At 63.3% G+C, this 22,094-nt stretch carries 18 protein-coding genes; 7 read left to right on the top strand and 11 right to left on the bottom strand.

Annotated features, from left to right (window positions below; translation table 11 throughout):
* Positions 1-39: 39 nt before the first annotated feature.
* From PW947_RS30790 to PW947_RS30780, 3 genes are read right to left on the bottom strand one after another with little or no spacing between them, the layout of a single operon-like run.
* Positions 40-1,236, bottom strand: coding sequence for an acetyl-CoA C-acetyltransferase (locus tag PW947_RS30790; protein ID WP_299636623.1), 1,197 nt, complete (start codon positions 1,234-1,236; stop codon positions 40-42).
* Positions 1,237-1,258: 22 nt separating this feature from the next.
* Positions 1,259-2,548: an acetyl-CoA hydrolase/transferase C-terminal domain-containing protein gene (locus PW947_RS30785; RefSeq protein WP_299636622.1), complete on the bottom strand. Its 1,290-nt coding sequence runs from the start codon at positions 2,546-2,548 to the stop codon at positions 1,259-1,261.
* On the bottom strand, positions 2,545-3,450 hold the full coding sequence (locus tag PW947_RS30780; protein ID WP_299636743.1) for an SDR family NAD(P)-dependent oxidoreductase: 906 nt from the start codon (positions 3,448-3,450) through the stop codon (positions 2,545-2,547). The genes PW947_RS30785 and PW947_RS30780 overlap by 4 nt, the downstream gene beginning before the upstream one ends.
* A gap of 194 nt (positions 3,451-3,644) precedes the next feature.
* Here PW947_RS30780 and PW947_RS30775 point away from each other — a divergent pair, with 194 nt between their 5' ends.
* Entirely contained in the window at positions 3,645-4,547 is a 903-nt protein-coding gene (locus PW947_RS30775) for a LysR substrate-binding domain-containing protein (protein WP_299636621.1), read from the top strand.
* Between the two features lie 44 nt (positions 4,548-4,591).
* Here the strand turns inward: PW947_RS30775 and PW947_RS30770 are convergent, their stop codons facing one another.
* The 8 genes from PW947_RS30770 to PW947_RS30735 form a co-directional block, all read right to left on the bottom strand.
* Complete coding sequence (locus PW947_RS30770; protein ID WP_299636619.1) at positions 4,592-5,293, bottom strand: ABC transporter ATP-binding protein; 702 nt, start codon at positions 5,291-5,293, stop codon at positions 4,592-4,594.
* Positions 5,286-6,014: an ABC transporter ATP-binding protein gene (locus PW947_RS30765; RefSeq protein WP_299636617.1), complete on the bottom strand. Its 729-nt coding sequence runs from the start codon at positions 6,012-6,014 to the stop codon at positions 5,286-5,288. The genes PW947_RS30770 and PW947_RS30765 overlap by 8 nt, the downstream gene beginning before the upstream one ends.
* Complete coding sequence (locus PW947_RS30760; RefSeq protein ID WP_299636616.1) at positions 6,001-6,960, bottom strand: branched-chain amino acid ABC transporter permease; 960 nt, start codon at positions 6,958-6,960, stop codon at positions 6,001-6,003. The genes PW947_RS30765 and PW947_RS30760 overlap by 14 nt, the downstream gene beginning before the upstream one ends.
* Positions 6,957-7,829 (bottom strand): branched-chain amino acid ABC transporter permease, encoded by an 873-nt coding sequence (locus tag PW947_RS30755; RefSeq protein ID WP_299636614.1) that lies wholly within the window; start codon positions 7,827-7,829, stop codon positions 6,957-6,959. The genes PW947_RS30760 and PW947_RS30755 overlap by 4 nt, the downstream gene beginning before the upstream one ends.
* A gap of 28 nt (positions 7,830-7,857) precedes the next feature.
* Positions 7,858-9,039: an ABC transporter substrate-binding protein gene (locus tag PW947_RS30750; RefSeq protein WP_299636612.1), complete on the bottom strand. Its 1,182-nt coding sequence runs from the start codon at positions 9,037-9,039 to the stop codon at positions 7,858-7,860.
* Positions 9,040-9,096: 57 nt separating this feature from the next.
* Positions 9,097-10,254: an acyl-CoA dehydrogenase family protein gene (locus PW947_RS30745; protein WP_299636610.1), complete on the bottom strand. Its 1,158-nt coding sequence runs from the start codon at positions 10,252-10,254 to the stop codon at positions 9,097-9,099.
* Between the two features lie 79 nt (positions 10,255-10,333).
* Positions 10,334-11,503, bottom strand: coding sequence for an ABC transporter substrate-binding protein (locus PW947_RS30740; RefSeq protein WP_299636608.1), 1,170 nt, complete (start codon positions 11,501-11,503; stop codon positions 10,334-10,336).
* A gap of 103 nt (positions 11,504-11,606) precedes the next feature.
* On the bottom strand, positions 11,607-13,160 hold the full coding sequence (locus PW947_RS30735) for a class I adenylate-forming enzyme family protein (RefSeq protein ID WP_299636606.1): 1,554 nt from the start codon (positions 13,158-13,160) through the stop codon (positions 11,607-11,609).
* Positions 13,161-13,587: 427 nt separating this feature from the next.
* On the opposite strand from PW947_RS30735, the gene PW947_RS30730 reads away from it, so the two are divergent.
* From PW947_RS30730 to PW947_RS30705, 6 genes are all read left to right on the top strand, one after another.
* A complete protein-coding gene (locus PW947_RS30730; RefSeq protein ID WP_299636605.1) occupies positions 13,588-15,573 on the top strand; it encodes an MFS transporter in 1,986 nt (661 codons plus the stop codon).
* A 28-nt stretch (positions 15,574-15,601) separates the two neighbouring features.
* Positions 15,602-17,032 carry a DEAD/DEAH box helicase gene (locus PW947_RS30725; protein ID WP_299636603.1) on the top strand — a complete coding sequence of 477 codons (1,431 nt, stop codon included), beginning with the start codon at positions 15,602-15,604 and terminating at the stop codon, positions 17,030-17,032.
* Positions 17,033-17,395: 363 nt separating this feature from the next.
* Complete coding sequence (locus PW947_RS30720; RefSeq protein ID WP_299636601.1) at positions 17,396-19,792, top strand: ATP-binding protein; 2,397 nt, start codon at positions 17,396-17,398, stop codon at positions 19,790-19,792.
* A 17-nt stretch (positions 19,793-19,809) separates the two neighbouring features.
* Positions 19,810-20,550, top strand: a complete 741-nt coding sequence (locus PW947_RS30715) for a methyl-accepting chemotaxis protein (protein ID WP_299636599.1) — start codon at positions 19,810-19,812, stop codon at positions 20,548-20,550.
* Positions 20,547-21,086 (top strand): hypothetical protein, encoded by a 540-nt coding sequence (locus PW947_RS30710; RefSeq protein ID WP_299636597.1) that lies wholly within the window; start codon positions 20,547-20,549, stop codon positions 21,084-21,086. The genes PW947_RS30715 and PW947_RS30710 overlap by 4 nt, the downstream gene beginning before the upstream one ends.
* A gap of 28 nt (positions 21,087-21,114) precedes the next feature.
* The gene (locus PW947_RS30705; protein WP_299636596.1) at positions 21,115-22,092 is read left to right on the top strand and encodes a chemotaxis protein CheX; all 978 of its coding nucleotides are present in this window, start codon (positions 21,115-21,117) and stop codon (positions 22,090-22,092) included.
* Positions 22,093-22,094: the final 2 nt, after the last annotated feature.

Genomic DNA, 22,094 nt, shown 5'->3' with positions numbered 1-22,094 from the left:
CTCCTCGCTCCTTTTTTATCGCTGCATCCGACGATGAACCTACGCGCGCTCGAAAATCGCCGCAATGCCCTGACCGCCGCCGATACACATCGTCTCCAGTCCGTAGCGGCCGTTTCTGCGCTGCAGTTCGTGCAGCAACGTCGTCATCATCCGCACGCCGGTCGCGCCGATCGGGTGACCCAGCGAAATGCCGGAGCCGTTTACGTTCAGACGGCTATCGTCGCGCCAGCCCCAGCCTTTCAGCACCGCGAGCACCTGACAGGCGAACGCTTCGTTGAGTTCGACCAGATCGAGGTCGTCGAATGAGAGACCGGTTTTTTCGAAGAGCTTGTGCACAGCCGGCACCGGGCCGATCCCCATCGTCGACGGTTCGCAGCCGCTCGCGGCCCAGCCGGTCAGATAGCCGATCGGCGTGAGGCCGAGCGCGTCGAGCCGGTCTTCCGCGACGATCAGGCAGGCGGCGGCCGCATCGTTTTGCTGGCTGGCGTTGCCGGCCGTCACAGTGCCGTCCTGGATCAGCGGACGCAGCTTGCCGAGCGACGCCGCCGACGCTTCCGGCCGCACGCCTTCGTCGCGCGCGAACACGACGGCATCGCCTTTGCGCTGCGGCACGCTGACCGGTACGACTTCATCGGCGAACCGGCCTGCGTCCCACGCAGCCGCCGCGCGATGATGGCTGCGCGCCGCGTATTCGTCCGCTTCGTCGCGCGAAATCCCGTAGTCGCGGGCCAGGTTTTCGGCCGTCTCGATCATCCCGGAGATGTAGCCGAAGCGCGCCTCCGGTTGTGAGCGTTCGCGTCCGCGATCGAGCCGGTCGTGCAGCTTCACCGATCCCGCGCGCGATCCCCAGCGCATATCCGTGCTGTAGTACTCGATATTGCTCATGCTTTCGACGCCGCCCGCGATCACCACGTCGGCGGCACCGCTTTGCACCATCATCGCGGCAGTGACGACGGCCTGGAGTCCGCCGCCGCAACGCCGGTCGAGTTGCATGCCCGGCACATGCACCGGCAAGCCGGCTTCGAGCGCCGCCCAGCGGCCCACGCACGGCGTCTCGCTGTTCGCATACGACTGCGCGAACACCACGTCCTCGATCCGCGCCGGATCGACGCCGCTGCGCGCAAGCGTCGCCTTGATCACCGTCGCGGCGAGGGTTTCGACCGGCACCGGACGCAGGCTTCCGCCGAAAGTGCCGACCGGCGTGCGCACGGGCGCCACGATCGCTGCTCGTTTCATCGTTTGTCTCCTGTTTGTGGGGCTATGACGACGCGTATGCGGATGTGCCGCCGCGTCGATGCGTACGCAGATGCGCCTCTTCGTCGAGCGTTGCGCGCAGATGCGGAGCCGCGACGTCGATCATCTTGCGCACGCGTTGCGACAGGCTCAGGCCGCGCAGATCCGCGATGCCGTACTCGGTGACGATCACGCCCGCGTCGCTGCGCGGCGTACTGACGGGGCCATTCAGACGCGACACGATGCGACTGCCGTTGCGCGTCGTCGCCGGCAATGCGACGATCGGCACGCCGCCGCGCGAACGCGCCGCGCCGCGCAAGAAATCGACGCCACCGCCGACGCCGCCGAGATAGCGACCGTTCGCGCTTTCCGCGTTGACCTGCCCGGTCAGATCGACTTCGAGCGCGGAGTTGATCGCGACAAAGCGGTCGATACGGCCGAGCACGTCGATATCGTGCGTGTACGACGTGCCGCGAAACTGCACGCGCGGATTGCGATGCGCGTAGCGATACGCGCGCTCGCCGCCCATCATCACGCCCGCCACGCTGACACCGGTATCGATCGACTTGCGCGCGTTCGTAATCACGCCGCGCTCCATCAGGTCGGCGGCCGCATCGCCGAACGTGCCGCTATGCATGCCGAGATCGCGACGCTCGCTCAGCGCGGCGAGAATGGCTTCGGGCAATGCGCCCATGCCGAACTGCAAGGTCGCGCCGTCTTCGACGAGGGTGGCGGCATGCGTGGCGATCTTCGCGTCCGTGGCGGATGCTTGCGCGCGGTCGAGCGTCATCGGCGCGCGTTCGGTGTGGACCAGCAGATCGAAATCGCGCGCAGTCAACGTGCGCGATCCGTATGTCCAGGGCGCGCACGCGTTGACTTCGGCAATCACCACGCGCGCCGAATCCAGATACGGCAGCAGATATTCATGTGCGATAGACAGGCTGTAGTGCCCATCGCGGTCCGCTGGTGCCACCTGCACCAGCAACACATCGACATGCACGCTGCGCGCGAACTGCGAGTAGTGCGTCGGCAGGATCTGCAGCACGCCCGCTTCCGACAGCGCGCGGTTCGTGCCGCCGCCGGTGTACGACACGATGTCGATCGAATCCGCGTGTTCGGGCCGCACGGTATCCGACCATTGCACGCCGATAAACACGCCGAAGCGCTCGCCGACCTGTTGCCGTGCGGCGATCAGCGCTTGCGTCAAGGTCAGCGGCTCCGCACCGCACTGTCCCCACGCGACGACGTCGCCGGGCCGCACGCAAGCGGCAATCTGCAACTGCGACGCATCGACGGTCCGTGCGTCGCGGATCACACCGGGTCCCAGCTGAACACGTCGGCGGACACGTCGAGCGAATGGAACGACGACTTCAGCGCCGGCATCGCATGCTCGGCGATGCTTTCCGGCGTCCAGCCTTCGCTGCGATGTACGGAGCGCAGCGGACGCGGCTGGCTCATCACGAATATTTCGTTATTGCGTACCGCGAAGATCTGACCGTTGACGTCGGCGGCGGCGGCGCTGCCGAGATAAACCGCGAGCGGCGCGATTTTCGCGGGCGTCATCTGCTTGATCTTTTCGACGCGCGCGGCCTGTTCGTCGGAGTCGATCCTGATCGAGCTGATCATCCGGCTCCATGCGAACGGTGCGATACAGTTCGAGCGCACGCCGAATTTTTCGAGGTCGAGCGCGATCGATTTCGACAGGCCCGCGATACCGAGTTTGGCGGCGCTGTAATTGGCCTGCGCGAGATTGCCGATCAGGCCGGACGTCGACGTCATATGCACGAATGCGCCGGAACGCTGCGCCTTGAAGGGTTCCGCCGCGGCGCGCGACACGTGATACGTGCCGTACAGATGTACCTTCAGCACGGCGTCCCACTCTTCGTCGCTCATCTTGTGGAAGAAGCGGTCGCGCAAGATGCCCGCGTTATTGACGACACAATCGACGCGGCCGAATACGTCCAGCGCGTTCTGCACGATATGGCGTGCGCCGTCCGCATCGGCGACGCTGTCGGTATTCGCGGTCGCGCGCCCGCCGAAGGCTGCGATTTCGTGCACCACGTCCTGCGCGGGGCCGGCGCTCTTGCCCTCGCCTTCCAGCGATGCGCCGATGTCGTTGATCACCACCCGCGCGCCGCTTTTCGCCATCAGCAATGCGATATCGCGACCGATGCCGCCACCCGCGCCCGTCACGATTACCACCTTGTCCGCCATCATCTGTTGCGTTGTCATCCTTCGCGTCTCCTGAATTTTTACTTCAGTGCAGCTTGACGCATCGATTGCGGACGGACAATTTGCAAATGCCGAATCCCCGTTTCGGCTCGTATTAACCCGTAATTCCGCTAATGGCAGACGGCGCGTATCGGGTGCACTATCGAAGCTGCACTGTTGCGTATCGGTCCAGGAGACCCATGCATTTCGATCTTGTCGACCTCAGACTCTTCACTCACATCGCCGAACAGAGCAGTCTCACGCGCGGTGCGGAGCGCTCGCACCTGTCGCTGCCCGCAGCCAGCACGCGTATCAAGAATCTCGAAGAACAGGTTGGCGTCAAACTGTTGAGCCGCACGAGTCAGGGCGTCACGCTGACGGGACCGGGCGAGACATTATTGCTGCATGCGCGGCGCGTGCTGCAACAACTGGAACAACTGACCGGCGACCTGCACGAATATTCGAATGGCGTGAAGGGGCATGTGCGGATTGCGGCCAACACCACCGCGACCAGCGAGTTTTTACCCGCGGTCCTGCGCACCTATCTGGTGAACTATCCGGACGTCTATATCGATCTGCACGAGCGCCTGAGCGGCGACGTGGTGCGCGCGGTGCAGGAAGGCACCGTGGATATCGGCCTCGCGGCCGGCAACGTGCGCACCGACGGCTTGCAGGTGATGCCGTACCGGCGCGACCGTCTGGTTCTTGCGACCGCGCTGAGTCATCCGCTCGCCGACTCGCAAAAACTGAATTTCGCGGAAACGCTCGCGTACGACTTTATCGGTCCGCCGGAAGCGAGCGCGATTTACGGCTTTCTGAAGCGCGCATCGGCGGAATTGCAACGCCCGATGCGCTGGCGTATTCAGGTCAGCAACTTCGAAACCGCATGCCGGATGATCGAAGCGAATATCGGCATCGGCGTGCTGCCCGAAGCCACCGCGCTACGTCACGCGAAAACGATGGCGTTGCGCATCGTGCCGCTGAAAGACGAATGGGCGGTGCGCAATCTGCAGATTCTCGTCTCCGACCTGACCACGTTGCCGCTATTCGCGCGCAAGCTGGTCGATCTGCTGGTGGCCGACGGCGTCGGGCGCCTCGAATAGCGCGGCCGCAGCGCCACAACGCGCAGCGTGCGGCTCATCAAGGTTTAGCGCGCGAAATACAGGTCGTGCAACGTATCGATGTTCACGTCTTTCGCGCGTTGCGTCAGCGTGATCTTGCCGCCTTGCATCAGATAGACCTGATCCGCGATCCGCAGCGCCATGCTGGTGTTCTGCTCGACCAGCACGATCGTGCGTCCCGCCGCCTTCAGCCTCGCGAGAATCTCGAACACTTCCTGAACGATCACGGGCGCAAGCCCCAACGACGGCTCGTCGATCAGCATCAATTCCGGCGACGACATCAGACCGCGCCCCAACGCGAGCATCTGCGCCTGGCCGCCCGACAACGTGCCCGCCTGCAATGCGCGCCGCTCCTTGAGCAGCGGAAACAGCGTGAACACTTCGTCGAGCTGTGCGTGCGCGGCGGCTCGTTTCGCCTTCGGAAACGCGCCCATCATCAGGTTTTCCTCGATGCTCATGTCGCGGAAAATCAACCGGCCTTCCGGCACCATCGCGATGCCGCGCGCGAGTAGATCCCACGTGGACACGCCGCTCAACGGCTTGCCGTCGAGTTCGATCTGCCCGCGCTGCAACGGCAGCAAGCCCATGATCGCGCGCAACAGCGTGGTTTTTCCCGCACCGTTGGGTCCGACGATGGTCGTCACTTCGCCGCGCGTCACCTGCATCGACACGTCCCACAACACGTTGATTGCGCCGTACCCGGCGCGCACGCCATTGATCTCAAGCACCGACCACCTCGCCCGTATAGCTCTTCACCACCGCCGGATCGCGGAACACGTCCGCAGGCGGACCGTCGGCGATCAACTCGCCGAAATTCAGCACGCACACGCGGCGGCATAGATTCATCACCGTTTCGATGTCGTGCTCGATGATCAGAATGCCGACCTGATAGCGCTCGTGGACGTCGCGCAGCATCTGCATGAAACGTCGCTTGCTGGCGGTTTCGAGTCCGCCCAGCACTTCGTCGAGCAGCAGCAGCTTGGGGTGGGTCGCGAGCGCCTTGCCCACTTCGAGCGCCTTCAGTTCGGTCAGCGCGAGTTCCGTGGCCGCATTGCGCTGCGCCTTGCCGTCGAGTCCGACAAACGCGAGGATTTCATCGATGCGCGCAGCGTCCACGCGTCCCGATCCGAAGCGTTGCGCGACGATCAGATTTTCGCGGACCGTCAGTTCGTGCATCGGTTGCGGCACCTGGAATGTGCGCCCCAAGCCGAGCCGCGCGCGCTTGTGCAGCGACGCCTTCAGTACGTCTTCGCCGTCGAAGCGGATCGTGCCTTGCGTGGGTCGCACGAGCCCGGAAATCGCGTTGAACAGCGTGGTCTTGCCCGCGCCGTTCGGTCCGACCAGACCGACCAGGTCGTGCGTGCCGATCGTCATCGAGACCTTGTTGACTGCCGTGATGCCGCCGAAACGGATCGTCACGTCGTGCAGTTCGAGTTCAGCTTGCGGCATACGCGTCTCGCCTCGTGCGTTTTTTGAACTTCAGCGCGGTCAGACCGGCAGGACTGACGATAATCATCGCGACCAGCAACACGCCGAGCACGATCTGATGACCGGTCGGCAGAATGCTTTTCAGCACCAGTTGATCGACCAGATACACGACCACCGCACCCGCCAGCGGTCCGATGATCGTCCGGTAGCCGCCGAAGATCGCGGCGATGATCGGCACCACGGCCCACGTCGCGCTGAATGCGTAGTCGGGTTCGAGGAAGTTGATGGTATGCGCGTTGAATGCGCCGACAATGCCGGTCATCAACGCCGACAGCATCAGCATGCACGTCTTTAGAAACGCACTGTTGACACCGACCACGCGTGTCGCATCCTCGCTTTCGTGCATCGCGCGCAGTGCGAGACCCACGTAGCTGCGCCGCAGAAAGTAGTACGCGGCGGCGAATATCAGCACCAGGGTGAGGATCACCAGATAGCCGCCGGTTTTCGTGCCGAAGTCGAAACCGAACACGGTCGGCAAACCGGGAATGCTCGACAGTCCGCTCGATCCACCGGTGATGCCGGACAACTCCGTCGCGAGAATCCGGAAGATTTGCGCGTACGCGAGAATCGCCAGCGCGAAATACGGGCCTTTGAGCCGCAACGCAGGCAACATCGCGAGCGACGCGATCACTGCGCCGAGACCGCCCGCGAGCATCGCGGGGAAAACCGGCCAACCGGCTTTCAGCGTCAGCAATGCCGACAGATACGAGCCGACGCCGAAAAACGCCGCGTGTCCGAAGCTGACCATACCGCCGAGATTGCCCAGCAACGCCCACGCCAGCGCGATGCCCGCAATGGTCAACGACGCCACCACCAGACTCATCAGATACAGATCGTGACCGACGACCATCGGCACGCCCACATACAGCGCAAGCAGCGCGACCACAAGCATGACGATGCGGTTCATCCACGTCTCCTGGCGACGCCGAACAGCCCGTTCGGCAACACATACAGCACGAGCAGAAACAGCAGCATGCCGGTCAGTTCCTGCATGGCCGAGCTATACAGCGTGACGGTCAACGCCTCTGCAATGCCGAGCAGCATCGCGCCGAGCAGCACGCCGGGAATCGAGCCGATCCCCGCCAGCACGGTGATGATGAACGCCTTCACCGTCAGCGCTTCGCCGATGGATGGCTGGATCGCGCTGCTCGCGTAGATCGAGACACCCGCGCACGATGCAAGCACGCCGGCCACCAGAAACGTCACGAGTTCGATCTTGCGTGGATTGATGCCCATCAGTTTCGCCGCGTCGCGATTGCTGGAAATCGCACGCACCGCACGGCCGTACCACGAGCGCGTCAGCCACCACCACAATCCGCCCATCAGCACGACACTGATGCCGAACGACAGTATTTCGCTGCGCATGCTCATCACGCTGCCGATGCTCACGCTGTCCTGCAACCACGGCGATCCGCTCGACCGCACGTCCGCGCTCCAGATCAGCAGCACCGCGTTCGTCAGGATGATGCCGAGCCCGTACGTGAGGATCAGAGAATTCAGCTCGCGATCCTGCTTGATGCGGCTCACGAGCCAGTACGCAGCCGCCGCCGACGCGCAGACCACCGGAATCGCGAACGGAATCGCAAACATCGGATTGATACCGAGCTTGGTTTCGAGCGTGTACGCGATATACGCGGCGAGCAGCACGAGCTCGCCGTGCGCGAGGTTGATCACGCGCATCGCACCGAACACGAGCGCAAGCCCCAGCGCGACGAGCGCATACGCGCCGCCCATCAGCACGCCGGAGTACAGCGATTGCAGAACCAGTTCGGTCATCGCATTTCCTTTGCGGTTGAGTGCGCGTTCACCACGGTAGCGCCGGATATTTCAGCGTGCCGGTCGCTTTGTCCTTCGGCCATACGATCGATACCTTGCCGTCCTGAATCTGCGCCATGTTGTTCAGGAACGCCGGGTTGTCGCCGTTCGAATCGAAGCGCACGGTGCCGATCAATGTGTCGAACGGTTGCGCGCGCAACGCTTTCGCAATGCCGCCGCTCTTCAGCGTGTTCGAATCGGCGGCTTTCGACATCGCGTCGAACAGCAGCATCGATTGCACGTACGCGAATTCGGCCAGATAGTCCGGCTCCTTGTGATACGCCTTCTGGTATGCGGCAACGAACGCCTTGCCGTCGTTCGATGCGAACTGCACCGGATGCGGCAGCATCGCCGTGCCGATCGTGCCGTTGACGAGCTCGCCAAATTCCGACGACATCTTCGGCGTCGCCAGCGACCACGCGCCGACAATCGTCTTCAGTTGCGGCTTCAGCACCTTGGCCGCGCGCAGGATGCCGATATAGTCGTTTTCATAGCCGATCATCAGCATCGCGTCGGGCTTGTCCTGCAACTTGATCTTGTTGACGATCGGCTTGAAGTCGGACATGGCCGGATCGAACGCATGTTGGGTGACGGTGATGCCCTTCGCCTGCAACGCAGCGGACACGTCCTTCGCGAGATCGGACGTCGCCTGCCGGGTCGACGATACGATCGATACCGACTTCACGTTCATGTCGCCGAGCAGACCGACGATGGCCTTCGAATAACCGGAAGCCGGTCCGACGCGAAAGAAGTTCTTCAGGCCGCGCGAGGTCATCGCGCTGTCCACGCCACCCGACGTGATGTAGACGAGCCCCGCTTTTTCCGCCGCTTCGGAGGCCGGGCTGACCGCGTTCGATCCGTAACCGCCGGTGATCGCGAGCACGCCTTGCGAGGCGAGCTTCTCGACGGCCGACACGGCTTTCGCCGGTTGCGCTTCATCGTCGATCACATTCAGTTTCACGGTGTGTTTGCCGCCACGCGCGTTGAACACGTCGGCGGCGACCTTGATGCCTTCGAGTTGCGCGTTGCCCGCGCGCGCCATGCCGCCCGTCAACGGCAACTCGACGCCCACCGGCAATTCGATCGCGAACGCGATCGGTGTCGTCGCGAGTGCGGCGATCGCGGCGCCCGTCATCATCCAGTAGCGGCTCAAGCGCTTGCTCAACGTCATACGGGTGTCTCCTGTTTTCTTATGTGTGTCGTGCCCCGCACGCGCGGGCAACGATGCCTACTGCCCGGATGCGGCGCGAATCATGTTGCGTGCAATCACGATCTGCTGGATCTGCGTCGTGCCTTCGTAAATGCGGAACAACCGCACATCGCGATAGAAGCGCTCGACGCCGTAGTCGGCTACATAGCCCGCGCCGCCGTGAATCTGCACCGCGCGATCCGCCACCCGCCCGACCATCTCCGACGCGAACAGCTTCGCGCACGACGCTTCGGTGCTGACGTTGTCGCCCGCATCGCGTTTGCGCGCGGCATCGACGACCATGCAACGCGCTGCGTAGAGTTCGGCCTGACTATCGGCGAGCATCGCCTGGATCAGCTGGAATTCGGCGATCGGCTGACCGAACTGTTTGCGTTCGATCGCATAGCGCAACGCATCGTCGAGCACGCGCTGCGCGACGCCGACGCAGATCGCCGCGATATGAATGCGTCCTTTGTCGAGCACTTTCATCGCGGTCTTGAAGCCGACGCCTTCCTTGCCGCCGATCACATTCGCGACCGGCACCTTGCAGTCTTCGAAGATCACATCGCAGGTATGCGCGCCTTTCTGGCCCATCTTGCTGTCACGCTTGCCGAAGCTGATACCCGGCGTCTTCGCATCGACGATGAACGCGGTGATGCCGCCCGCGCGCGGATTGTCGGGATCGGTGCGCGCCATCAGCGTGAACACGCCCGCTTGCGGCGCGTTAGTGATGAAGCGCTTTGTGCCGTTGATAACGTAGTGATCGCCGTCGCGTTTCGCGCGCGTTTTCAGCGACGCCGCGTCCGATCCCGACTCCGGCTCCGTCAGCGCGAAACTCGCGATCACCTCGCCGGTCGCCATTTTCGGCAACCACGTCTGCTTCTGCTCGTCCGTGCCGTCGATCACGATGCCTTGCGAACCGATGCCCACCGTCGTGCCGATGATCGAACGGAACGCAGGCGAGGTTTTTCCAAGCTCGAACATCACCCGCACTTCCTCTTCCATCGTCAGATCGAGGCCGCCGTATTGCTCGGGAATCGTCAGGCCGAACAGGCCGAGCGCTTTCATGTCGTCGACGATATCGGCGGGGATTTCGTCGGTTTCCGCGACGCGCTCCTCGTTCGGCACCAGCCGCTCGCGGACGAAGCGCGACACGTTGTCGAGCAACACATTCATCGTTTCCTGATCTCGGATCATGGCTGTCTGGTTTTCCGCTTTCGAGGTGAGGTAAAGGTCAATGGCCCGCACGGGCTATGCGTCTGGCCTCTGCGGGCGGTCACTGCCACGGCACGCCGGGATACTGCGGCTTGCCGGTCGAATAGCTGGCGGGCGACACGACGACGAGCTTTCCGTCGCTGCGGAACTGGCCCATGTGCGCGACGTAGCCGGGGTTGTCGCCGCGTGCGTCGAATGCGACCTTGCCGAGGAACGAGCCGTCGCCGTTGCCGCTGCGCAATGCGTCCGCGAGTCCGCCCTTCGGCAGCGCGCCGCTGTGGCCGGCCGCGCCGATCGCGTCGAACAGCAGTTGCGCGTATGCGAACGACGTTTGCGACTGGTAGTTCGATTCGGTCTTGAACAGACGCTGATAGGTCTCGGAGAATTCTTTCTGATCGGCGGAGCGGTAATCGGCGGGCGACGCGAGCACGGTCGCTCCATACACGTTCGGCACGAGGTCGGGAAACGACGCGGCCATTTTCGGGCTCGCGAAGGCCCACGGCGCAGCGATCGCCTTCAGTTGCGGCTTCAGCACTTTCGATGCGCGCAGAATTCCGACGTAGTCGTTTTCGTAACCGATCATCGCCATCGCATCGGGCTTGTCCTGCAGCTTGACCTTGTTGATGACCGGCTTGAAGTCGGTCATCGACGGATCGAACGGATGCATCGTGGTCGTGACGCCTTTCGCCTTCAGCGACGCGTCAAGCTGTTTCGCGAGATCGCTGGTCGCATCTTTGGTCGAGTAGACGATCGACACCGATTTCACGCCGAGCGAATCGAACAGTCCGAGCATGCCCTTCGCATAGCCCGGCGTATTGCTGACGCGAAAGAAAGTCTTGAGGCCGCGCTTGATCAGATCGTCGCTGGTGCCGCCCGATGTCATGTAGACGATGCCAGCCTTGTCCGCGGCTTCGGAAGCCGGTCCTGCGCAGTTTGAGTTCGCCGCACCGGCAATCGCCACGACGTTCTGCGACGCCAGTTTCTCGACTGCCGCGACGGCTTTCGCCGGATTCGATTCGTCGTCGATCGCGATCAGCGAGATCTTGTCCTGCGGATGACGCCGGTTGTACACATCGGCGGCGACCTGGATGCCGCGATACATTTCGGTGCCCGCCTGCGCGAGCGGACCGGTGAACGGCAATTCCACGCCGACCCGATAGTCGGCGGCGTTCGCGGTCTGCGCGGCCAGCGTGCCGAGCAGCAGACACGCTGCGGCTGCAATGTGTTTCATCGTCTCCTCCAGGCGCCATCCGTGGGCGCATCGTTTTTTCGAGGGTGCTGCGGCGTTGCGGCGTTGCGGTGTTGCGGTGTTGCCCGATACGGTTCGCTGCGGGTTATCCGGTGAGCATCTCCTCGACCAGCGCGCGCAGCCGCTGCTTCAGCAATTTGCCGCTGGCCGTGGTGGGTATCGTGTCGAGCGGGACGATTTTCGACGGCCGCTTGTACGCGGACAGCCGGGCTTCGAGAAAGCGCTGCAACTCGTCGACGTCGAGCGTCGCGCCGCCGTTCATCTCGACGAAGGCGATCACTTCTTCGTTGTTGTCCGCCGTGCGACGACCCACCACCGCCGATTGCCGGATCGCCGGATAGGTGTTGATCACCGACTCCACTTCGATCGGATACACGTTGAAACCGGAGCGGATGATCAGGTCTTTGGTGCGACCGACGATAAATAACGCGCCGTCCGGTCCGAGCTTGCCGATGTCGCCGGTGTTCAGCCAGCCGCCTTCGCGCAGCGCTTCGGCGGTCTGCGCGGGCGCGCGGTAATAGCCGTGCATCACGCCGGGGCCGCGCACCCACAGTTCGCCGGGTTCGCCGCGCGGCACGTCGTAGCCGTTCATATCCACCACACGCAGCTCCGCGCCTTCGACGATCTCGCCGGACGACACGTCGCTGCGCGGCCGGTTCATCCGCGTGATGAACAGCGAACCGGCGTATTCGGTCATCCCGTAGCCGTGATGCAGCGGCTGGCCGAAGGTCGCTTCGACATCGCGTTTGAGCGTGGGGTCGAGCGGGCCGCCGCCCGTGTACAGGTAGCGCAATCTCGGCGCGGACACGTCGATGCGATGCTCGCGCAGATGCGCGAGCAGACGCGTGAACATCGTCGGCACGCCTTGCAGGATCGAGATTTCGCCTTCGGCCAGCGCGTGCACCACGTCGTCCGGCTTGAAGCGTGCGAACAGATGCAGGCTCGCGCCCGCTTCGAACGTGGCGAGCAACAGCGTGGCGAGACCGAAAATATGCGAGATCGGCATCACGGCGTACGCGCAATCGTCCGGCGTCATGTCGCGCGAGGTGGCCGACACCCGCGCGAAATGCATCAGGCCGCGATGCGTCGCCATCACGCCTTTCGGCTTGCCGGTCGTGCCCGACGTATAGATCAGCAACGCCACTTCGCGCGCGAGCGCTTCGGGCTCGCGTTCGCTTTCCGGATCGAAGCCGCCGATCATCAACGGCCCCAGGCCCGGCGGCGACACATCCCGCGCGCGATACTGCACGCCGTGGCGCACCGCATCGGGCGACGCCTTGTGCGTGAAGATCATCAGACGCGGCGTGCAATGCGCGCGAATCGACTCGATCTCGCGCTCCGACAGCCGCGCGTTGACCACCGCGGGCCACGCGCCGAGTTCGGACAGCGCGAACAGCAACGTGATCGACGCGGTGCAGTTTTCAGTGACGATCATCACGCGATCGCCGATGCCGACGCCATGCTCGCGCAGGAAAACCGTCGCCGCTTCGATATTCGCCCACAGCCGCCCGAAACTGACGACTTCGCCTTCCTCGCGGATCGCCACGCCGGTCGGCGTCGCCGCGGCCCAGCGGCGCGGAATATCGCTGATCCGCGATGAAGTTTCATGCTCGTGCGTGATATGCCCGCCTGAGGTCATTCGCCGTGTCCTTGTGCTGTTAGCCGGTTGACTGTCGCCGGCACGCTGTGTCGTGGGTTGCGCGCCTTTTTACCTGCTGCGCCAGTGTCGATGCCAGTGTCGTTCAGGCTCGGGCGGCTCACAATTTGTCATCGCTGAAGTGGGGATTTCGCCGCGCTGAAGTCGGGGTTAGTACCGACGTGAAAAACCTGATGCGCACTCGCCCGGAACACTGCCCGGCATCCGGCATTTTGCGAGAACGACCCGCAATTCGCGCTGTATGTGGGGCCGCGAACATAATCCGGCCATTTAATCGCTTTACACGCGCCGTCTCGTGGACTTTTATTATCAGCACTATGACTGCGATGATTTAAACCACTATCCAGCAGTAACCGGAACGGGCACGCGTCGTGTTTTATGCAGTCGTTGATTCCGAGGTAACCGAATCATGGCGAATGAAACGTTAATATCCGGCGGCGCAAGCGATGACCCGGCCGCGATTCCACCCGCGACGCTGCGCGTCAAAAGCGACCGGCCGCTGAAGAAAATCGTCGTGGCGATTCACGGCGTGGGCAGCCAGCAGCGCAGCGCGACAATCCGCACCGTCGCCAGTTGCCTCGGGCGGCTGGACAAGCCGCCGCTGCCGGTGATGCCGCTCGGCTTTTTCAGCGTCGGCAATGCCGATGAAGTGCATGTCTGCCAGCTCGACGTACCGCGCCAGCATGTACTGTGGAATGTCGGCTTTGCCGAAGTCTATTGGGCCGACGTGCCGCGCGGCGTCGTGACGATGGGCGACACGCTGGAGGAAAGCAAGGCGTGGGGCTCGACGATCGTGGGGCGTGCGCAGGCGCTGTATCGCAGCAGTCTCGATCCGAGCGTGCCGAAATTGACCGACGACGATTTTTCGCTTGCGTCCGGCGTAACCGAAGAGATTATCGAAGCAGTCGCGGTGATGGAAAACCTGCTATGGACGGCAGGCAAAGCCGGGATTTTCAAATTCGATCTCGGTTCGCTGCTGACCGATTATATTGGCGACGTCCAGCTGGTTGCGGAATTCGAACGTTATCGCAAACAGATCGTGAACCGGTTTCATCTGGCATTGACGCAAATCGTCGCGCGGTTTTATGAACATGCCGAAAACAACGAAGAGCCGGAAATCTATGTGATCGCGCATAGCGAGGGCACGGTCATCAGCTTTTTGGCAATGCTGCAGGCGCTGGCGGCGCAGGCCGCGCTGCCGGGCGACACGGACGTACCGCGCGTCGAGAGCGGCGCTACGCCCGGTCATCAGTGGATCCGGCATGTTCGCGGCTTTATGACGATCGGCTCGCCGATCGACAAGCATCTGCTGCTGTGGCCCAAACTCTGGCCGAACGAACCGTTCACGTCGCAAGCCATCGTGCGGCCGATCAGATGGCGCAACTACTACGACTACGCCGATCCCATCGGCTTCGAACTCGACACGGCGCGCCAGTACCTCGGCGAGCGTCGTTGCGGCGCATTCGAGTTTCGCCAGCACGACGACTTCGGCTTCAGCCGCTACTGGTTCCCCGGCAAGGCGCATAACGATTACTGGACCGATCGCAAGCTGTTCCGTCATTTCCTCGACGACGTGGTGCTGGCCGACGAACCCCGCAGCACCGAAGCCGAGGCCGACCGTCAGGAGGCGAGGCCGGCGAAACCGGTCGGCGCACCGAAATCGAAGGCGCTACCGGCGGCGTTCAGTCTCGTCGTGCCGTATCTGTTGTGCTTCGTGCTGCACCTCGCGGCCGTCTACGTGATGTTCAAGGCGGTCACGACGTTCCTATGGCCCGACGACCATCCGTGGAGCCTTCACGAGGTGTTCACCAGCGTGGTTGCGCTCGCGTTTCTGCTGACCGCCGAGACCGTCGCAGGCCGTCTGCCGCGGCTCGTCAAACGCTCGACGCCGAAATGGTGGCTGCTGGCGGTCGCCGTGTTCGTCGTCGGCGTGGCGGTGTGTCTGCTGATGCTGCCGGTCAAGGTGGTCACGTTTCTGTCCGCACCGCTCGCCGGCTTCCCCGGGCTCGCCGACGTGTTTGGCGACGGCACGGGAAACGCCGTGCTGATTCTCGCGTCGGCGGCGATCGCGCTGGTGTGCTGGCTGATTCCGCGCAAGCCGGGATGGGGACGCAGAACGATGGTCGGGCTGGGCACGGCCTTCGTCGCGGTCGCGGTCGGCTACGCGTACTGGTTCAAGGTCAGCAGCGACGGGCCGGGCGCGAAGTTGTGGCCGCTGGTGCTGTCCGCGCTTCTGTTCATCTATTTGTGGTGGCTCGGCATCCTGCTGTTCGATCTCGCCTTCATCTGGCATCGCTACATCCGCAATTCCGTCGCGCTCAAAAGTATCCGGCGATGGCGCAACAACCGGCCCGCCGCCGCGCCGCCTGCCGCGCAACCGGGTGGTAACCGCTAGAATTGCGCCTTTAGCCTGGAATACGCCAATGTCTTTTGCCTCGCTTGGCCTGATCGAACCCTTGCTGCGTAATGTGCAGGATCTCAATTACCAGACACCTACGCCGGTGCAGGCCAAGGCGATTCCTGCTGTGCTCAGCGGCAAGGACGTCATGGCTGCCGCACAGACCGGCACCGGCAAAACAGCGGGTTTTGCGCTGCCGCTGTTGCAACGCCTGGTGCAACACGGCCCGGCCGTGTCCAGCAACCGCGCGCGCGTGCTGGTGCTGGTGCCCACCCGTGAACTGGCCGAACAGGTGCTGCAAAGCTTTGTCGAATATGGCAAAGGCCTCGACCTGCGTTTTCTGGCCGCGTACGGCGGTGTGAGTATCAACCCGCAGATGATGACGTTGCGCAAAGGCGTGGACGTGCTCGTTGCCACGCCGGGCCGTTTGCTCGATCTGAATCGCCAGAACGCGGTGCAGTTCGATCAGGTACAGACGCTGGTGCTCGATGAAGCCGACCGGATGCTGGATCTCGGTTTCGCGCGCGAGCTCGACGCCGTGTTTGCTGCGTTGCCCGCGCAGCGGCAGACCCTGCTGTTCTCGGCCACGTTCACCGACGACATTCGCGAGATGGCGGCGGGCATTCTGCGCGCCCCGATCGATATCAGCGTCAGTCAGCCTAATGCCACGGCGAGCCGAATCAAGCAGTGGGTGGTGACGGTCGATAAAAAGAACAAGCCCGACCTCTTCATGCACCTCGTCGCGGAGAACCACTGGGAACACGCGTTGGTGTTCGTCAAAACCCGCATTGGCGTGGATTACCTGGCGGCGATGCTCGATGAAGCGGGCTATGCGGTCGACACGATCCACGGCGACAAACCGCAACCCGCGCGTCTGCGTGCGCTGGAGCGCTTCAAGACGGGCGCAGTCAATATGCTGGTCGCCACCGACGTGGCTGCGCGCGGACTGGATATCGACGACCTGCCGCTGGTGATCAACGTCGATCTGCCGATCGTCGCGCAAGACTATGTGCACCGGATTGGCCGAACCGGCCGCGCGGGCGCCAGCGGCGTGGCGGTTTCACTGGTGTGCGCCGATGAAGCGCCGCAACTGGCCGCGATCGAAGCGCTGATCCGGCAAACGCTGCGCCGTGAAGAAGAGCCGGGTTTCGAAGCCGAACACCGCGTGCCGCAAACCAGTGCGACGGGCGAACTCATCAAGAAACCCAAAAAGCCCAAGAAACCCAAAGTGCCACACGCTGCGCTGGGTGCCGCGCAGGCGCCCGGCAAAAAGCCGCGCCCGCAAGGTGGCGAAAGCAAACGCAAGCCTGCGGCGCCGGGTAAAGGCGCGAGCCTGTCCAGCGGTAGCCCGTTCGGCGCGCAAAAGCCGCGCAGCAAACCCGCCGGCAAGCCGGCTGCGGGTCCACGTAACCCGGCTGGTAAACCCGCTGGCGGCCGCGGCAAACGCCAACCCTGATAACGCGCCTCTGATGCCCTCGCGGCTAGGGCCGGTGTCGTCGCCGGCCCGAACGATTTCCGGGACTCGGTTCCGGCAGCTAAAAAGACTCACGCTGACGCACGACCATCATTCACTGCGCCGCGGCTGACACATCGGCTGCCGGTTAACGGCCGCAAAAACACGAACTTTAGGCCGCGCCCGACGATATTTTCGAGGGCCGCCTCGGTTCGTCGAAAATCAGGCAAAACCCTTATCCAGATACGCTTTCGTCACATAGACGTCACGCACCGACGACCATAATCCCCGCGCCAAATCAGACAAAAGCCCTCCAGGGCGACAAGAGACCAGAAGGCGCCACGTTTTGTTCCGGGGATTCAAATCATGACCATTCGTCACCGCATCACCCTGCTGGTTGTCCTGATGCTCGTCGCACTGGCGGCCATCGGGGGATATGCCGTCTATCAGACTCGCACCAGCGCCGCCGATGTACGCAGCGTCACCCAGGGCGTCGTGCCGAGCGCACTGGCTTCCGCCGATCTCGTCTCGCAGGTCAAGGACGTGCAGCTCGCGACCATGACCCTCGTGTACGCGCCCGACGCGAATATGGTGTCGCAGGCGCAAGACCAGTTGAAGAACAAGGAAGCCTCGTTGCGCGCCGCACTCGACGTGCAGCAGAAAGCGGCTCACAGCCAGGCGCAAACCGGTCTGGTCACGCAGGCGCGCGAAAGCCTGTCGAACTATTTCGACGCGATCAACGACACCGAAAAAATGAAGGCGGCGGGCAAGAACGAACTGGCGCAAGCCTATCTGTTCGCCAACGTCGCGCAGTATCGCGACGAACTCGAAGGTATTGTCGAGACGCTGCGGATCGAAAAGAACCGTCAGAAAGACGACGCCATCGCGGCGCTGAACGGCGCGCTCGCGACGACGACCACCGCGCTCGCCGCGGCCACCGGCGCGGCCGTCGTGTTGCTGCTGGTCATCAGCTCGCTGCTGTACCGGCAGATCACGCGTCCGCTGAGCCGCATGCAGACGATGATGAGCGAGATCGCATCGAGCCAGGACTTCACGCGCCGCGTGCCGGTCGGGCGGATGGACGAGATCGGTCATTCGATCGTCGCGTTCAACGGCATGATCGAGAAGATCGAGCACAGCTCGCTGCAACTGAAGCAGAAGACCGCCGACATTCAGGCGATGCTGCAAAACATGCAGCAAGGCATTCTGACCGTGGTGGATGGCGGTCGCGTGCATCCGGAATACTCGGCGTACCTCGAAGCGATCTTCGAGCGCCGCGATATCGCCGGACGCGCGCTGCTCGATCTGGTGTTCGAAGGCACCGATCTCGGCAGCGATGCGCTGTCGCAAGTCGATGCCGCGTTGCATGCGTGCCTCGGCGAAGACAGCATGAACTTCGAATTCAACCAGCATCTGCTCGTCAACGAAATCTCGAAGACGATGCCCGACGGCCGCGTGAAGACGCTGGATCTGAGCTGGTCGGCGATTACCGACGAAGCCGATGTGGTCGTGCGGTTGATGCTGTGCGTGCGTGACGTCACCGAGTTGCGCGCGCTCGCCGCCGAAGCGGGCGAGCAACGCCGCCGGCTGGAAATGATCGGCGAAATTCTCGCGGTCAGCGAAGACAAGTTCCATCACTTCGTCGAAAGCGCGACCGGCTTTATCAGCGCGAACGAGAAGATCATCCGCCAGCATCCGCAGGTCAATCACGATGCCGTCGCGGAGTTGTTCCGCAACATGCACACGGTGAAGGGCAATGCGCGCACGTATAGCCTGCAACATCTGACCAGCATCGTGCATGAAACCGAGCAACGCTACGACGCGCTGCGTCAGTCGGACAACCACGATCTGTGGGATCAGCGTCTGCTGATCGAAGACCTCGAACGGGTGAAGGCCGCGCTCGAAAGCTACACGACCATCAACGAAGTCAGCCTCGGGCGCAAGGCGTCGGCGCGCGGCGGTGTCGCGGGCAACGCAGACCGTTATCTGATGATCGACCGTCAACTGATTCAGGAGCATCTGCATCTGCTCGAAGGCGCCGATCCGCACGACGTCACCGCGCTGCTGACGATGCGCGAAACGCTGAGCCGTTCGCTGCGTCTGCTCGGCACCGAAACCCTCGACCATGCACTGTCGGGCGTGACGGGATCGTTGCCGTCGCTGGCGGCGGAACTGGGCAAGGCAGCGCCGCGCGTCACCATCACCGACAACGGCTATCGCGTGCGCCCGCAAGCCGGCGCGACGCTGCGCAACGTGTTCATGCATCTGCTGCGCAATTCGATGGACCACGGCATCGAAGCGCCGGAAGAACGGATCGCGGGCGGCAAGGCCGCAGCAGGCGCGATCGGTCTGGAGATGGGCGTCGACGAGCACGCGTTGCAGATCACCGTCAGCGATGACGGCCGCGGCCTCGCATTGGCAAAGATCCGCGAGGTCGCGATTGCGCGCGGCTGGCTCGACGCGGACGCGCATGTGAGCGACGAAGCCATCGCGGAACTGATCTTCCGCCCTGGCTTCTCGACCGCGCAAAACGTCAGCGAAGTGTCGGGACGCGGGGTCGGCATGGATGCCGTGCGCGACTTCCTGAAGCGCGAAAACGGCCGGATCGAACTGCGTTTCACCGACGACCATCAAGGCGCCGCTTTCCGGCACTTCCAGACCATCGTGTCGCTGCCGGAAGAATGGGCGGTCGATAGTCTGGGCGAATCCGTGGTATCGACATCAGCCGCCGCACCGGCGCGTGCCGATGCAATTGCAAGCTAGCAGGACGGGAGCAGTCAGTGTCTGGAAGCTATTTTCTGGTAGCAGGCGCGAGCGGCGCGATGGTCGCGCTCGCCGCGTGGTGCCTGCATCGATGGAGCGCGGCGAAAGCCCGCATCGCACACAGCGCGCAGGTTGTGCAGCAACACGCATTACTGGCCGAAACCGACCGCGTGCATCGACAGCGTATCGCTGACGACGAACAGCTGCGCGACGCGCTCGAAGCCGATCTCGCGCGCGTGAACGATGCACTCGCGCAAAGCGTTCGCGACGCCGCCGACGCGCACGCCGCCGTGGCGCTCGCAAGCGGCCACGCCGACGATTGGCGTCAGCACGCCGCCCGTATCGCGCACGAGGCGGAACGCCTGAAAGCGCTCGCCGTCACGTTCGAACGCTGGCACGAGCAGATGATCTCGCTGATGTCGCAGAACCGCGACATGCACACGAAGAATCACGAACTGTCGTCGATCGTCAACCATGTGCTGATCGTGTCGCTGAATGCATCGATCGAAGCCGCGCGGGCAGGCGCGGCCGGACGCGGCTTTTCGATTGTCGCGGGCGAAGTGCGCTCGCTGGCGTCGCGCTCGCAGGAACTGTCGAAGAGCTATCGCGACAGCCTGAATCGCAACGACCTCACGACCACCGCGACGTTTCAGGACATTCAGGCGGGCGGCAAGCTGATCACCGCCGCGCTCGGCAGCGTCGAAATGCTGGCGCGGCAGTTCCAGTCGAAGCTCGAACAGGCGAAGGCGGCCGCGTGATCACCGACCACGCCCGCCGCAGCATCGAAGCGATCTTCTGTCACGCGGCGCGCTCCCGCCTGACGCTTCGCGCCGGCGATCGCTGCGAGACCGTCGCGGTCGATCTCGCCCGCCGCCCTGCCCCGCCCGGCAAGGACGCGGTGGTGCTGACGATCTCCGCGATCGCGTTCCGTCTGCTGATCGTGCTGCATTTCAACGACGACGAAGCGACCCGCCGCTACTACGTCGGCGATAACGCCGAACGCACAGTGCCCGAGGTGCTGATGGAAGTCGCGAACCTCTGCTGCGGCTTCGTCAATCAGCAACTGGTCACGCACTTCCCCGATCTCGGCATGTCCACGCCGTACGCGTTGAGCAGCCTGTGCGTCGATTACCTCGAAGAACTGAAGCCCGATTGCGCATGGGCGTTCGACATCGTCGTCGACGGCGACGTGCAACTCGGCGCGACGCTGTGCGTATGCGCGAACGCGCCGCTCGACTTCGTCGCGACCATCGAAGCCGAAGCCAGCAGCGAAGGCGAGCTCGAACTGTTCTAGCGCAGCACGCCTGCAAGGAAACACAGCAATGAATGCAAACAAGCCCGTCAGCAAGGTGCTCGTGCTCGACGACTGTCCAGCCCACGCCGACGCCATCAAACGCTTCTGCGGCGAGCACAACCTGATCGCGCTGAAGGCACGCAGGCATCGGTTGATGACCGTGTTGCGCTCGAATATCGACCTGGGCGGCATCGTGCTCGGCGAGGATTACGGCGGCTCGATCGAAGAAGCGTCGGCGGTCGCCGCGCGCATCGATGCATTGCGGCCCGAGTTGCCGATCATCCTGCGCCGTGCGGGCGCGGCGAACCTCGACGGTTTGCCCGCGCCGCTGCGGCAGGCGGTGTGCGCGACCTTCAATGCGGACGACCTCGACACGCTGCGTGCGGCGGTCGATGAATTCATCTTCAGCATCGACTTTCCGAATGCGCTGGTCAGAGGCATTTCCGACATTACCGAAACGCGTCTGGGCAGCCTGTTCAAGAACCTGACGGTGACGTGGGACACGCCCAGCGTGGTGCGCGACCGGATCATCTTCGGCGAAGTGTTCAGCCTGATTCCGCTCGAAGGCGCGTGGTGCCGCGGTTACATGATGATGCAAACCGAGGAGCGCCCGCTGCTGGAGATTCTCGGTAACGGGAACGGCAATGGCGGCGTCGACCCGGACGGCGAACCGGCCGGTTTCCGCGACATCAACAGCCTGCTCGGCGAACTGACCAACCTGATCTGGGGCGCGTTCAAGGATCGTTTTCTCGACCAGCAGAACATGGCGCCGCGCGCTGTCGTGCAGGTGCCGCTGCTGGTCAACCACAAGCACCGCTATATCTCGTTCGGCTCGAACAACCCGCAACTGTGCTTTCGCTACCGTCTGACCGACGACAACACCGGACAGTCCTTCACGATCGATCAGCGCTTCGTTTTCAGCCTGAGCTGGTCGCCGGAGGATTTCTCGGAGAAAACGACGGACATGGACGCGCTGGTCGAAGCGGGCGAGCTGGATTTATTTTGACA

Source organism: Paraburkholderia sp., from assembly GCF_028283785.1.
Lineage (GTDB): Bacteria > Pseudomonadota > Gammaproteobacteria > Burkholderiales > Burkholderiaceae > Paraburkholderia.
Note: the sequence above shows the minus strand (reverse complement) of the source record. Positions and strands in the feature narration are given on the sequence as shown.

Coding starts and splice junctions, on each gene's coding strand:
- PW947_RS30790 (WP_299636623.1), bottom strand. CDS start 1,236: ATGAAACGAGCAGCGATCGTGGCGCCCGTGCGCACGCCGGTCGGCACT.
- PW947_RS30780 (WP_299636743.1), bottom strand. CDS start 3,450: ATGATGGCGGACAAGGTGGTAATCGTGACGGGCGCGGGTGGCGGCATC.
- PW947_RS30775 (WP_299636621.1), top strand. CDS start 3,645: ATGCATTTCGATCTTGTCGACCTCAGACTCTTCACTCACATCGCCGAA.
- PW947_RS30765 (WP_299636617.1), bottom strand. CDS start 6,014: ATGCCGCAAGCTGAACTCGAACTGCACGACGTGACGATCCGTTTCGGC.
- PW947_RS30760 (WP_299636616.1), bottom strand. CDS start 6,960: ATGAACCGCATCGTCATGCTTGTGGTCGCGCTGCTTGCGCTGTATGTG.
- PW947_RS30755 (WP_299636614.1), bottom strand. CDS start 7,829: ATGACCGAACTGGTTCTGCAATCGCTGTACTCCGGCGTGCTGATGGGC.
- PW947_RS30750 (WP_299636612.1), bottom strand. CDS start 9,039: ATGACGTTGAGCAAGCGCTTGAGCCGCTACTGGATGATGACGGGCGCC.
- PW947_RS30745 (WP_299636610.1), bottom strand. CDS start 10,254: ATGATCCGAGATCAGGAAACGATGAATGTGTTGCTCGACAACGTGTCG.
- PW947_RS30740 (WP_299636608.1), bottom strand. CDS start 11,503: ATGAAACACATTGCAGCCGCAGCGTGTCTGCTGCTCGGCACGCTGGCC.
- PW947_RS30735 (WP_299636606.1), bottom strand. CDS start 13,160: ATGACCTCAGGCGGGCATATCACGCACGAGCATGAAACTTCATCGCGG.
- PW947_RS30730 (WP_299636605.1), top strand. CDS start 13,588: ATGGCGAATGAAACGTTAATATCCGGCGGCGCAAGCGATGACCCGGCC.
- PW947_RS30725 (WP_299636603.1), top strand. CDS start 15,602: ATGTCTTTTGCCTCGCTTGGCCTGATCGAACCCTTGCTGCGTAATGTG.
- PW947_RS30720 (WP_299636601.1), top strand. CDS start 17,396: ATGACCATTCGTCACCGCATCACCCTGCTGGTTGTCCTGATGCTCGTC.
- PW947_RS30705 (WP_299636596.1), top strand. CDS start 21,115: ATGAATGCAAACAAGCCCGTCAGCAAGGTGCTCGTGCTCGACGACTGT.